Raw genomic sequence first — 13,311 nt, 5'->3', positions numbered from 1 at the left:
GTGAGGCAGGATTCTGGAAAAAAGGAACAGCAAAAGATGATTTTCTATTTTCAGTAGAGGCGATGAGTGATAAATTTAGAGGCCGTTTTGTGTCCAAATTACGAAAGGCACTTCCCCAATTACCGCAATCTTTATATGATAAGTTGTTCAAAAAAGAGTGGGTGGTTTATGCCAAAACTCCTTTTGGAAAACCAGAACATGTGATTGAATATTTAGGTAGGTACACCCATAAAATAGCGATAAGTAATCACCGTATCTTGTCGATTGATAAAGAAAAAAGGGAGCTTACATTTAGTTTAAAAGACTATAGAAAAGGTGGGCAAAAAACCACACTAACACTCTCCACTAAAGAGTTTATACGGCGTTTTCAGCTCCATATTCTTCCCAAAGGCTTTACTCGAATAAGGCATTATGGGTTTTTGAGCAGCAGTTGGAAAAAAGAGAAGTTACCGCTATTACAATTGCAATTAAGAGATAAAAACTTGGCTCACATTGTAACCTTTGCCACTCAAGAGAAGTCTCTCCATCGCTGTTGTCCGAGTTGTAAAAAAGAGACATTGATCACACTTTTTACCTTTGATAGTCGTGGTCCTCCAAAGGATTACAAACAAATTATAAAGGATAAACTGGAATGCAAACATTAAAAAAAACGGTTCTAAAAAGAGCCTTGACTTACTAATGCCCAAACTAAAGGAAACTGATAAAAAATAGCAGATTCTCACACAAAAAAAGAGTGATTTCCCTAAAAAGCACCTTAATTTAGATAAGCAACTGAATAAAAAGAGATGCAAAGCACTCTAAAAACAACCTTCTCCTCTTGTAAGGTTCTTGCCAACTCATCGAATTCCCCCTTATCTAAAAATCCCGGATCAGTCAACAAATCATATAGCTTTGGCCTATCGGCAAGCCATATGCTTAGTTATTGTGCCTAGTTTTTTCTTTTTTCAATGTCCATGTCCATCATCTTCAGCCATTAGTTCCTCATAGGATTCTGTCAATAATTGGCTTAATAACTTGTTTTGACCGTCAATCTTAAGTTTAAGGTCCTCGTAAGTTCCTTCGTTCATTTTGTTTTTCGGGTGTGGTCCGTCAAATATGAAACGGAAGACACTTTTAATCTCTTTGTCAGAGAATGTTGAAAGTACTTTACAAGAATTTTTGGTGTCTTTCACGAGTCTATTTGCAAAATCAAAAGCTTCTCCAATATTGTCAGCTTCCCAAATTCCGTCAATGTTTATTCTTACGTATTTGTCATAGTAAGTAGAGTCTGGAATGGATTTCAATTGGCTGAAATACTGAATGACATTTGCTCCTTTTGGATAGTCATATAAAGGTGATGCTCCATTATCATTGTCATAACCGAAAACAGCTTGCATTCCTTTGAATGAGTTAGGAAAGACACAGAAAAACTTTTGTTCCCATTTGATTCGGCTCGCTGAACTCGAATCGATAGCTTTTTCCATAAATGCCAATAATGAGTCGGCTCGTTGTTCTGCTGAAATGAAGTCTAGGTCGGTACAATCTACTTTCTCAAATTTTTCTTCCTGCTTGATTTCCTGGTCAATCATGGCCGTCTCAATTTCAGTTGGGGTTTCTGCTAGCTCGTCAGTCTGTTTTGCATTGTCAGACTTTGTTGATTGACCACAAGAAGTCAAAAGGATTAATGTCAATATTGCTAGGAGTCTGTTCATTTTTTAATTAGGCACAACGGTCTTGGTTAAGGCAAGTAGCGTGGAGTAGGGACGCGTTCTTGTCGGCTTCGTTGTTTGTTTCTTGGTCTCTAAAATATAACTTTTAGTTCAAATACCCGCTATTTGTGCTTAACCGATGTTGTGCATAGTTTTAGCTTGATTTTGCTGGCGGCGGCGGAGGTGGAATCTTACTATCCTTTTTATTAGATAATATATCTTGAACTTGAATAAAGGCCATCATGACAGAAGCTTTATTAGTTACCTTTAATATTGTTCCATTTTGATTAATTACTAAATGAGTAGGATACGCCTGTAACTCCAACTTTTCTGTAATAAGTTCTTTTTGGTCAGGGACTACCTTATATCTGAAGTCTTTTTTAGTTAGAAATGTTTCTAATTCTGATTTAGAATCCAATGCTAAACTTATAAATTGTATGTCATCTCTATGCTTGTATTTTTCAACTAATTTATTAAGCTCAGGGAATTCCGCTATGCAAGGTTTGCAATTGATAAACCATGTTTTAATAAGAGTAGTTTTTCCTTTCAAAGATTCATTGTTGAAAGTGTTTCCCTCTATGTCAGTAAATTCAAACTCTGGAAAATCTTTGGTTTCCATTTGGAAGTGTTTATAATCAGTCAATGAAACTTTTTTGATTGTTGAGCTAATAGTTTTATCCGCTTTTTCATCTAACTTAAAAAGTTGGTATTTAACAACGGAATTTTCCTTTGTTTTTATTTTAAGTGCAATATGCTTTCCAGACGTCAAAGTTTTTAGAAACTCCTCTTTTGAAATTACCTCTGAAGATTCATTTATAGCTATAAAATTTTTAGATAGATTAATTGTGTTATAATGATAAGTCCACCATTTCATAAAGTCGGATTCGATTGTTTTAAAATCAACATCCGTTTTATAGGATTCATTGACTAATTTTTCATTAATTGATTCAGATTTCTCTTTACAAGATGAAGTAGAAATTACAATAATTAGGATTCCAATCAGGATGTTTCTCATGTTTTTGAATTTTTGTCTAAAATTATGCACAACGTGTTTGTGTATGATTAGTGGCGTGTTTAAGCACCTAATTTAGCAAATAAAAACCGAATATAAAATCCGCGAGGATTTTCGTAAGTAGGCGAGAACCAGCCATTAATTATACACGGTGTTGCCATTAGTACTTTCCCACAATGTCAAAACATATTCCCATCTTTTACTTCTATTCCGATGGTTTTGAATAAATGGATATATGCTTTTTTAAAACTATCAATTAATTCTCTATCGCTTTCAATCGAAATATTCATTCCGTATTTATTTATGCTCTTAACTTCTCCAATCATCTCATAATTTTTGTCAACTGTGTAGTAATCGACAGTAGAGCCAGAACTTTTAAAATTCAAGTTAATTGAATTCCAACCATCATTTCCATATTTAACGCTAATGGATTTGACATCTTTCGGATTAATTTCATTAACAAAAGTAGTTAATAAGTTTCCTGCTTGTCTAACAGCTAAAAGATGCAAAGTTCCATCGTTCTCGTTATAAAAAACTTGTTCTCGTCCATCTGAATTTCTTGTTATCCAATCCGTAGTTTCTTCTTGACTTTGGGAAAATGAAACGGTTGTAAAAAGAATTAAAGCAATTGATAAAAATTTATTCATTTGTTTGTATTTATTCATAAAGCCAATAAGCTACTCCTCCGTGATGTGAACAAGCTCCTCGTCCTGTTGCAGTTGAAGTAGTTCCATCTCTACAAACTGCACCAACTCGGACTTTGGTTTTTTCAGAGTTGTAGTTTTTGTAAGAATTTGAATTGGTTTTACTCGGTTTATAATTTGTTCTATTTCGTGTGTTGTTATTTTCGTTTGATTGATAAGTGTTATTGTTATAAATCGAATTGCTGTTGGTCTGTAATTTATTTAAATTGTTCGGGTTTTGTACATTCTCAATTTTATTGGTTTCAATTCTATCTGCTTGTTTGTCGTCACTATTTATATAGATAATCAAAATGACAAAAGCTATAAAAACACTTGTTTTTGGCCAATTACGAATAATTGCAACTAATATGGCAAGTAATATTATCCTTATAACCCAAATCATATTAAAGCTCTTTTTTTCAAATCAAAATTTCGGTTTTTAATTCCGCAATGTTTTTTTCGTATTAATGCCAGCATCCGTATAAACCCTATTCAAATCTTCATTATAGGGTATATATCTATTTAGGACGTTGTTTTATTTTCATCTAAACTAACACTTTCATACATAGTATCCAATGGACTTTTTATTGTATTGTTATTCATCGCTAAAACTCGAGTGTAGATTTCTGTGGTTTTTGAGCTATTATGTTCTAAAGCGGCCTGGATATGTCTTAAACTTGTCCCCCGTTCCATAATAGGTGTGGCAAAACTACGACGTAAAGTGTGTGGGGTGCTCCAAGGGTTTCCGTTGGTGTTTTTACAGCTTTGCGATACATACTTTGATCTTTAGTTGCTTTCATTATTTCTAGTCATCTATAAAACATGCCTTGATTACCTAAATTAGTTAAAACAGAACTAAAAATCTACTTTTTTAATTATTTAAAGGTTCTTAACCGTTAAGAACGGGTAGCCTAAAGTTAAGCCTTAGTCGAGATGTTGTGAAAAATAAATGCAACATATGTGAGAAAACAATCCTTGCAGATCGGATAAGGTCTTCTGTCCTGCCTATTGTAAAAACCACTCTTATAAGCATCTGCAGTAGGCAACAAAAAAGCAGTAGAAATCAATGGGGTTTTTAAAAGGGAATTATACCATACTACTTGAACTCGTAAGTAATACCAATTTGTCCTTCTATTATCCCCTATAATCCAATTGGCGCTTATAATGTATAAATTATAGATCAAATCTTATGCATTGTAATACAGCGGTCTTATAGTCTAATTGTACACGACTATTCTAAAATAGAGTAATACTTAACTGCACATCCCAATTGGCACGAATTTCAACAGGCTGTGCTTCGTAGAGGACAGGTTCGGGTTTTAACCGCTTCAGAAAGTTTCCTGTATCCCATTTCCCATTGGCGTTTTTATCATAGACCAATCTTATAAAGTAAGACCCCGGCGTAATCAATTTGAAATTAACCGTGGATTTTTCGGTTTCGTATACTGTAGATTCAACTTCACCTTTCTCATTCACCAATTCAACAATAATAGGAAATTCTTCAACATTGGTGATGGTGAGATTGAGATTCCCAAAGTCTGCCAATGATTTTGTGTTGTATCTATAACTCAAGCTATCATTTTGTATCTCAAAAAAATCGGTAATAGCGCCTGGTAATAGGTCTATTTTATAAGATTGCTGCTCTTCTTTTTCAAATTTGAATGTCAGTTGGTTATACAACGTATCTAGGGCTAATTCGAAATCGATAGCCAATGAGTCTTTGTTAATGAGGCTGATAGAGTCTTTTTCAAAGCCGATTATTGGAGTGTTGGCTTTAAGTTTAAAATCGGCTAGCAATTTGTTCTTTTGAATCTTTACTTCTGAAATTTTTAAAGAGTCTTCTTCAATTTGCTTTGGCCTGATTTCCAACGTATCTATTCGACCTAGATTGCTAAAGGTAAACAACAAGCTGTCCTTTTCCAGGTAGGGTTTATACCAATAATGAAGGGTGTCGGTGTCTTGATCCCTAAAATACTTAGCCTTAAAATCTTCAGGCGCCTCAGAAATCAAATCAATTTTATAGTCTTCAAGAGTTCCCTTAAAACCAAATTCAAACTGTTGCTTGGAGACCTGCTTAGGTCTTACCGCTTCAAACTCTAGTTCTTCTTTAAAGACAAGAATATCGTAGAGTTGATCTGAAGGAATTTTAACGGTATCACTTACAAAGCCTATTTTATCTTGGGCGGGATCAAATTTATAGTTGTTATTTTTATCGGAGATCGCCACCATTTTATAATTCCCCGGCTTTATATTATCCACACTAAACAAGGAGGTCGAATCTCTTACAAAAGAAATATACCTCGGAAGGCTATCGAAGACTAAAGAGTCCGTATAGTTGTAATCTAAAGCATAAAGCATTACAGAAATATTTTCATCAGATACTCTACTAAAAGCATCAAACACATTGCCCTCTACTTGAAGCGAGTCCACATAGCTGCCCGTAGAAAACACGTATTTAAAATAAGGGAGTTTATTGCCTTCGTTATTATCTTCTATGCTTTTTCCAAAATTGACAGTGTAGGTCGTGTTATCTTCTAGCGAATCCCGGGGAATATCCAACCTCACATTTCTACTGGCCTGTCCCATAGGAAAGATGGTAGGACGCGGTTCTATTGGTGGTGAAAAGAAAATTTGCTGACGAGCATCTTCCAATTTTACAAATTCATTGAAATTGATAGTCACCTGATTTTTGTTATAATTGGTCGTATAATTTTCTGGGGTAGAATTCAAAAATTTTGGGGGATCTAGATCTCTAGGTCCACCATCTGGTCGTCCTCTTTGGGCACAAGAGGAAAGAATAGAAACTAATACAATACACACTGACAGTCGTGAAAAGTGAACTCTCATTTTCGGGAATTATTTTATACAAAGAAACAATAAAATATAGATTTTATTATTTGGTAATGGCCATTGTTGCAATGTTTAGTTTTATACCCTCAGCCTCATTCAAAGCCAAATAACAGGCTTCTAGAGTAGCGCCAGTAGTTACCAAATCATCCACAAGTAGTATATGTTGACCAGATACCTCTTCGAGATGTTCTGCGTAAAAATTATTTCCAATAACTTCTGTTCTTGCAAGCCGGCTTTTGAATACCTGAGTTTTTGAATTGGAACTCCTTTTTAAGAGGGTATCGGTATACGTTGCCGAAAGCTTTTCAGCAATAGCTTTCCCAAAACCTTCTACTTGGTTATAGCCCCTTTCTCTCATCCGCTGTCTGTGCAGAGGGACAGGGATAACTACATCGATACTCGTTTGCCAACCGGCTTCAAACAAAATTTCTCCTAACCAACTCCCTAAGTAAAAACTCAGTTCTTTATTGCCCCTGTATTTTAAATCGTGGATTAAAGCTTGGATAGGTCCCTTTTTTTCAAAATAGAACAAACTTGCAGCTTGTTCGAGTTGAACCCTGCCGTAAAGAATCTTATGCAAATCGTGATGGCCATCAAAAAAGTTGGAGTAAAGCGGTAATTCATGCCTACAAAATGTACATATAAACGCTTCTTCTTTCAGTATAACTTGGTCACAACAAGCACAGAGTTTGGGAAACAATAAGTTTTTAAAGTCCTTAAACATCTGAAGATAAATTGATTGTTTGAAGTTAGGGAAAAAATCGTTTCAGAATAAAAAAAGAAGAAGGTAGAACCTCAACATATAAAGTGTCAATAATTTACAGTCGAAAACGCATTATCAAGAAGCGTTTTTTTACTTTTGCGATATGGCAAAAGAGCAAGATAAATTCAAACACGTAATATCCCATGCTAAGGAGTATGGATATATATTTTCCTCCAGTGAAATCTATGATGGCTTAAGTGCTGTTTATGATTATGGGCAAAATGGAGTTGAACTCAAAAACAACATTAAAGCCTATTGGTGGAAAAGTATGGTCCACCTTCATGAGGAGATCGTGGGCTTAGATGCTGCAATCCTCATGCATCCCAACACATGGGAAGCTTCTGGTCACGTAAACGCTTTTAATGATCCTATGATCGACAATAAGGATTCTAAAAAAAGATACCGGGCAGATGTTTTGATCGAAGACTATGTCGAAAAGATAGAACAAAAGGCACAAAAGGAAATCGCAAAAGCCAAAAAGCGTTTTGGAGATGCTTTCGATGAAGCTGAATTTGTAAGCACTCATCCTAGAGTTGTAAAATACAGATCCCAATCCAAAGAAATTTTAACACGATTAGCGACTTCATTAACCAATGAAGATTTAGAGGATGTCAAAGCCCTTATCGAAGAGCTGGAAATAGCCTGCCCGGTGAGCGGCTCAGGAGACTGGACCAAAGTGAGGCAATTCAACTTGATGTTTGGTACCAAGTTGGGCGCATCTGCAGAATCGGCATCCGATCTCTATTTACGGCCAGAGACCGCTCAAGGGATTTTTGTGAATTTTGCGAATGTCCAAAAATCGGGGAGACTAAAAATCCCTTTTGGGATTGCTCAAATCGGAAAAGCCTTTAGAAATGAAATAGTCGCTAGACAGTTTATATTTCGCCAACGCGAATTTGAACAAATGGAAATGCAATATTTTGTTCGCCCTGGAGAAGAACTCAAATGGTTTGAACACTGGAAAGAGCTAAGAACAAAATGGCATCAATCTTTAAATCTTGGTGAAGAAAACTACCGATTTCATGATCACGAAAAGATGGCGCATTATGCCAATGCGGCTACCGATATAGAATTCAATTTCCCATTTGGTTTTAAAGAATTGGAAGGAATTCACTCCAGAACAGATTTTGACCTTAAAGCGCATGAAAATCTTTCTGGAAAAAAACTACAATTTTACGATCCAGAGCTTGGTGAAAATTATGTGCCTTATGTGATTGAAACCTCAATTGGTCTAGATAGAATGTTTTTGGCAGTATTTTCCAGCGCTTTGCAAGAGGAAACTCTTGAGGACGGTAGTTCAAGAACCGTATTAAAGCTTCCTTCTATACTTGCCCCCGTAAAAGCGGCTGTGTTTCCACTTTTGAAGAAAGATGGCTTACCGGAAATTGCTAAAGAACTTCTCAAGGAGTTGCAATGGGATTTCAATGTTGTTTATGATGAAAAGGATGCTGTAGGGAGACGTTACAGAAGACAAGATGCAGCAGGAACTCCATTTTGTATCACCGTTGACCATGAGACCAAAGAAGATCATTGTGTGACTATTCGCCATCGAGATACCATGGAGCAACAGCGTGTTCCTATTTCTGAAGTAAAAGCCATTATACAAAAAGAAATAGATTTTAAAACGTGGCTAGAGTCTTAAAAGTTTGAATTTAATGCCTGCTTTTTAATTAAATTTTTGATTTTAATTATATATTAACCGGTCTTTAACAGCTAAAACTCTAGATTATCCTTAAATTTGAATCTAATCTTAAATAAATATTAATAAAATGGCGAATAACACAGGAAATACAATTTTAGCATTATTAACTGGTACAGCTCTTGGAGTAGGTTTAGGCTTATTGTATGCACCACAAAGTGGAGAAAAAACTAGAAAGCAGTTGAGAGATGAAGCAGATCATCTACAAGATAATCTGAATAAAAAGTATAAAGAAACGTCTTCTCATTTATCTGATTTTACTACAGAAGCTAAAAAAAACATCGAGGAAAAGTTAGAAAAGACTTTTTCTAATGCTAATACTAAAGCCGATGTAATGCTAAGTAAACTTGAAAGTGAATTGGAGCAGTTAAAAAAGAAAAATTCTAATCTTCAAAAAGAATTGAAGAATAAATAATCCTTAAAATTTCTTCATGAAGAATCAATTAGGTGATCACTTTGATAACTTATCTCAAGATACCAAAGATGTCATAAAAAATTCCATAGAATTTTACAGGCTCGATCTCCTCAAGAAAACGGCCTTAAGCTTAGTCACTGGAGGAAGATTTGTACTCATAATAGGAATCCTAGTTTTAGTACTCTTTTTTGTGTCTTTGGGTTTCGCTTTTTTGATAGGTAATAAATTAGGTTCGGTATCTTATGGGTTTTTTATAATTGGTAGTTTTTATATTATAGTGCTGATTATCGTAGGTATTTTCGGAAAAAAATTACTGGAAAAACCAGTATTTTCATTCTTGAATAGTATTTTAGAACCAGATAATGATATGGAAGAGTTGTTAAAAAAAGAACTTGAAGAGACTGAAACTTCAGATACATGAAGAAATATAATTCATTTAAGGAAATTGATAAAGACTTAAAAATTTTTAAGTTAGAAACTCAAATTAGTAAACAAAAAGCTAATATTGATTTAGTATACATCAAGCGTGCTTTTTCGTTTACCAATATTGTAGCTGAGCTTTTCTCTTATTTTGGACAGAAGGCTATTTATGCTAGAATAGGTACTCAGATATTGAGAAAGTTTGGACTATAAGTTTTAATAGTTTCAAATATTAAAAAAGGCTTGTGAAATTTTCACAAGCCTTTTTTAATTTAGGTCTGCCTAACTTTCATTTTTAATCCGGTTTTTGTTGAATCGTCTTACGATCGTTTTGCTTTTTCATCTCTTCACCAATCTGGCTAGCGGCAGTAAAAGATGCTATCATGTCGTTGAGCATATTGCTACCCGCTTCAGGAGAATTTGGCATAAGGATTAGGTTGGAGTTGGTTTGGCTTCCTATAGATTGAAGGGTGTCGTAATGTTGAGTCACCACAATTAATGCTGAAGCTTCTTGAGAGTTAATTCCTACTTTATTAAGCACCTCAACACTTTCCTCGAGACCTCTAGCTATTTCTCTACGTTGATCTGCAATCCCCTGTCCTTGGAGCCGTTTGCTTTCTGCTTCAGCTCTGGCCACAGCAACAATTTTAATTCGTTCTGCTTCACCTTCAAACTCAGCTGCTACTTTTTCGCGTTCTGAGGCATTAATTCGGTTCATGGAGTCCTTCACCTTATTATCGGGATCAATGTCTGTGACAAGTGTTCTTATGATGTCGTAACCATAATCTAGCATGGCATCATTAAGCTCAGACTTTACAGCATTCGCAACATCGTCTTTACGCTCAAAAACATCATCCAACTTCATTTTTGGCACTTCTGCTCGAACCACATCAAAAACATAAGATGTAATTTGAGCACTTGGGCTCTCTAACTTATAAAAGGCATCGTAGATTTTGGCTCGAGTCACTTGGTACTGAACCGACACTTTAAGATGAACAAACACATCATCTTTTGTTTTAGTCTCTACATTGACATCCAATTGCTGAATTTTGAGATTGATTTTCCCAGCGATACGATCTACTATTGGAATTTTAAAATGCAATCCCGAATTCCTTATACTCAAGAATTTCCCGAAGCGTTCTACCAAAGCTGCTGTTTGTTGCTTCACTGTGAAAATTCCACTTAAAATGATAAAAAAGGCAATTACCACTATAAAAATACCTGCAAATGTTCCCATAATAATTAGTTATAAAATTTAATTTAAAAATAGACCTTTTTCGACTGTATTGCACCGAATAACAAAAAGATTAAGCCAATTTCTCAATAGCGAAGTTCAATCTAGAAATAGTCTCTTCTTTACCAATACAAGAGGCAATATGAAAAGCATCAGGTCCTCTCATAGCCCCTACTAAAGCTAGTCTTAAGGGTTGCATAATTTTGCCAAAGCCTAAACCTTGGGTGTTAATCCATTCTTTAACTTCACTCTGAACAGTGCTTTGGGAAAAATCTTCAATGCTTTCCAGCTTTCCAATTAAAGCTCGCATCCATTCTTCTGAATCATTTTTCCACGCTTTTTTAGCCGATTTCGAATCAAATTCTTTAGGCGATTCAAAGTAAAAGGAAGAAAGCTCCCAAAATTCTGACACAAACGTGGCTCTTTCGCGGATTGTTTCAACGACTTCCTTCACGTATGCGTGTTGAGCATCGACTCCTTTGTCCTTCAGAATTGTTGAAAACTCCTGGACCAATTTGGAAACAGGCATTTCTTGCATATAGTGATGTTGAAACCATTCTGTTTTTTCAGGATCAAACTTAGCTCCAGATTTATGAACCCTTTCCAGTTCAAAATGTTCTGTAAGCTCTTTGATGGAGAAAAATTCTTTTTCGGTTCCATCATTCCACCCTAGTAAGGCTAACATATTAACTAAGGTTTCTGGGAAAAATCCTTCCTCGCGATATCCCGAAGAAATAGCTCCCGTTTTAGGATCTTTCCATTCTATAGGAAATACAGGAAACCCAAGTTGATCTCCATCTCGTTTGCTCAATTTTCCTTTTCCACTTGGTTTCAAAATAAGAGGTAAGTGAGCAAATTTTGGAGTCTCCCAACCAAAAGCTTCATATAAAGAAACGTGAAGCGGTAGCGATGGTAACCATTCTTCACCACGAATAACATGTGTAATTCTCATAAGATGATCATCCACAATATTGGCTAAGTGATAAGTTGGTAAGCCGTCGCTTTTAAATAAAATCTTATCATCTAGAACTTCAGAATCTACTTCTATAAAACCTCTAATCTCGTCGTGAATAGAGAGTGTCATAGCCGATTTCGTCTTAAAACGAATCACATAGTCTTCCTTGTTATCTAATTTGGTCTGCAGCTCTTCCACAGAAAGAGTTAAAGAATTATTGAGTTGATTTCTATTCTTAGGTCCGTAACTGAATTTTGTGTTGTGTTTCTCTGCTTCTTTCCGTTTCGCATCTAAGTCTTCTGGAGTGTCGAAGGCATAGTAAGCATTATTGCTTTGGATTAATTTATCTACATACTCTCCGTAGATATCTTTGCGTTCACTTTGCTTATAAGGACCGCAATCTCCCGGCTTTCCTGGACCTTCATCGAACGGAATACCACACCATTCCAGAGTTTCTTTGATATACCCCTCGGCGCCTTCTACAAATCGGTTTTGGTCGGTATCTTCAATTCTTAGTAAAAAATCGCCTTGGTGTTTTTTGGCAAACAAGTAATTATACAAAGCAGTTCTCACACCGCCAATATGAAGTGGTCCTGTTGGACTTGGGGCAAATCTCACTCTAACTTTCGTATCCATCTTCTGTTTTTTTACAAATATAAAATATATTGATGTTTACAGATAGGAAATGATGGTTTAAGAAGGTCACCAGTTTAAGACGCGCTCAGGTGTTTTAAAAAATCGATTATATTTGATAAGTAAATCAGGATTTATAACAAATATATATCTCACAAACATCTAAAATTATGATTTGGATGGATGTTGGTCTTAATAAAAAAGAGTGAATGGAAAACGAATTTATGAAAGCAATGTCGGAACGAACCGATGAACAGTTAATAAAAATTGTAACAGCCGAAAGAGATAAATATAATCCAACTGCGATAGATGCGGCTGAATTTGAAGTTACAAAACGAAATATAGACACGAATAAATTTGAGGAAATCAGAGAAAAAGCGACTACGGAAAGAGTTGCAAAAAAAGAGGTTAACTCAGGAATAGTCAGCTCGGGAAAAAGATTTTTAAATTTTATTATAGACTTTTTCGCCTGTATGATTGGAGCCTCAATTTTAGGCTTTATTATCAGTTTTTTTATCAATATTTCTGAGGGGTTATTTCTACTTCTTTTTTCACAGTTATTGTTTTTGGGAACATACTTTGCTTATTACGCTATTATGGAAATTAAATTCCAAAAGACAGTTGGGAAGTTTCTAACCAAAACTAAAGTTGTGAAAATGGACGGAAGGAAACCAGAAAACTCTGAAATAATTATGCGGACTTTTTGCCGATTTATTCCATTTGACAGAGTTACGTTTCTATTTATGAAAAATGGAATTCACGATTTCCTATCAAAAACAACAGTGATAAAAGACAATATTGCGGAAAATGCTGATGCCAAAAACGCTTATATTTAATGCGGATTTAGGTACTCACTTTTGAGAATACTTCTCCGTATAAGGTTAAACCGGAAGAATATTATATTTTAATACAGCAGTAACCACAACTAAGACCGATACCTGTTATTTGTAAAAGTAATA

14 protein-coding genes and 1 pseudogene are annotated in these 13,311 nt (G+C 35.2%); 6 read left to right on the top strand and 9 right to left on the bottom strand.

Annotation, left to right across the window (positions count from 1 at the left end):
* A partial coding sequence (locus PGOND44_RS01360; protein WP_003435118.1) for an IS91 family transposase occupies positions 1–644 on the top strand: 644 nt, incomplete at its 5' end.
* Positions 645–944: 300 nt separating this feature from the next.
* Here PGOND44_RS01360 and PGOND44_RS01355 read toward each other — a convergent pair.
* From PGOND44_RS01355 to PGOND44_RS01330, 7 genes and pseudogenes are all read right to left on the bottom strand, one after another.
* On the bottom strand, positions 945–1,691 hold the full coding sequence (locus PGOND44_RS01355) for a hypothetical protein (protein ID WP_003435114.1): 747 nt from the start codon (positions 1,689–1,691) through the stop codon (positions 945–947).
* Between the two features lie 151 nt (positions 1,692–1,842).
* On the bottom strand, positions 1,843–2,703 hold the full coding sequence (locus PGOND44_RS01350; protein WP_003435112.1) for a TlpA family protein disulfide reductase: 861 nt from the start codon (positions 2,701–2,703) through the stop codon (positions 1,843–1,845).
* A 176-nt stretch (positions 2,704–2,879) separates the two neighbouring features.
* Positions 2,880–3,347, bottom strand: coding sequence for a hypothetical protein (locus tag PGOND44_RS01345; RefSeq protein WP_003435109.1), 468 nt, complete (start codon positions 3,345–3,347; stop codon positions 2,880–2,882).
* Positions 3,348–3,357: 10 nt separating this feature from the next.
* A complete protein-coding gene (locus PGOND44_RS01340) occupies positions 3,358–3,786 on the bottom strand; it encodes a DUF3761 domain-containing protein (RefSeq protein ID WP_003435107.1) in 429 nt (142 codons plus the stop codon).
* 119 nt (positions 3,787–3,905) lie between these two features.
* Positions 3,906–4,103, bottom strand: a pseudogene (locus tag PGOND44_RS15135) (tyrosine-type recombinase/integrase); the annotation flags it as partial.
* Positions 4,104–4,619: 516 nt separating this feature from the next.
* Positions 4,620–6,230, bottom strand: coding sequence for an Ig-like domain-containing protein (locus tag PGOND44_RS01335; RefSeq protein WP_003435104.1), 1,611 nt, complete (start codon positions 6,228–6,230; stop codon positions 4,620–4,622).
* Between the two features lie 46 nt (positions 6,231–6,276).
* A complete protein-coding gene (locus PGOND44_RS01330; protein ID WP_236611953.1) occupies positions 6,277–6,933 on the bottom strand; it encodes a ComF family protein in 657 nt (218 codons plus the stop codon).
* A 166-nt stretch (positions 6,934–7,099) separates the two neighbouring features.
* Between PGOND44_RS01330 and PGOND44_RS01325 the strand changes: the two genes are divergently transcribed.
* The 4 genes from PGOND44_RS01325 to PGOND44_RS01310 all read left to right on the top strand — a co-directional run bounded on the left by PGOND44_RS01325 (position 7,100) and on the right by PGOND44_RS01310 (position 9,743).
* The gene (locus tag PGOND44_RS01325; RefSeq protein WP_003435099.1) at positions 7,100–8,638 is read left to right on the top strand and encodes a glycine--tRNA ligase; all 1,539 of its coding nucleotides are present in this window, start codon (positions 7,100–7,102) and stop codon (positions 8,636–8,638) included.
* 127 nt (positions 8,639–8,765) lie between these two features.
* Positions 8,766–9,110, top strand: coding sequence for a YtxH domain-containing protein (locus PGOND44_RS01320; protein WP_003435096.1), 345 nt, complete (start codon positions 8,766–8,768; stop codon positions 9,108–9,110).
* A gap of 16 nt (positions 9,111–9,126) precedes the next feature.
* Positions 9,127–9,531 carry a phage holin family protein gene (locus PGOND44_RS01315; RefSeq protein WP_003435094.1) on the top strand — a complete coding sequence of 135 codons (405 nt, stop codon included), beginning with the start codon at positions 9,127–9,129 and terminating at the stop codon, positions 9,529–9,531.
* Positions 9,528–9,743, top strand: coding sequence for a DUF6327 family protein (locus tag PGOND44_RS01310; RefSeq protein WP_003435092.1), 216 nt, complete (start codon positions 9,528–9,530; stop codon positions 9,741–9,743). The genes PGOND44_RS01315 and PGOND44_RS01310 overlap by 4 nt, the downstream gene beginning before the upstream one ends.
* A gap of 82 nt (positions 9,744–9,825) precedes the next feature.
* Here the strand turns inward: PGOND44_RS01310 and PGOND44_RS01305 are convergent, their stop codons facing one another.
* Both PGOND44_RS01305 and gltX read right to left on the bottom strand, forming a co-directional pair.
* Positions 9,826–10,767 carry an SPFH domain-containing protein gene (locus PGOND44_RS01305; protein WP_003435090.1) on the bottom strand — a complete coding sequence of 314 codons (942 nt, stop codon included), beginning with the start codon at positions 10,765–10,767 and terminating at the stop codon, positions 9,826–9,828.
* A 70-nt stretch (positions 10,768–10,837) separates the two neighbouring features.
* Positions 10,838–12,355 carry a glutamate--tRNA ligase gene (gene gltX / locus PGOND44_RS01300; RefSeq protein ID WP_003435088.1) on the bottom strand — a complete coding sequence of 506 codons (1,518 nt, stop codon included), beginning with the start codon at positions 12,353–12,355 and terminating at the stop codon, positions 10,838–10,840.
* Positions 12,356–12,561: 206 nt separating this feature from the next.
* Between gltX and PGOND44_RS01295 the strand changes: the two genes are divergently transcribed.
* Positions 12,562–13,188, top strand: coding sequence for an RDD family protein (locus tag PGOND44_RS01295; RefSeq protein WP_003435087.1), 627 nt, complete (start codon positions 12,562–12,564; stop codon positions 13,186–13,188).
* Positions 13,189–13,311 lie beyond the last annotated feature (123 nt).

Origin of the sequence: Psychroflexus gondwanensis ACAM 44 (assembly GCF_000355905.1) — a bacterium.
GTDB lineage: Bacteria > Bacteroidota > Bacteroidia > Flavobacteriales > Flavobacteriaceae > Psychroflexus > Psychroflexus gondwanensis.
The sequence above is the reverse complement of the archived record's forward strand: the minus strand, read 5'-3'. Positions and strand labels throughout refer to the sequence as shown.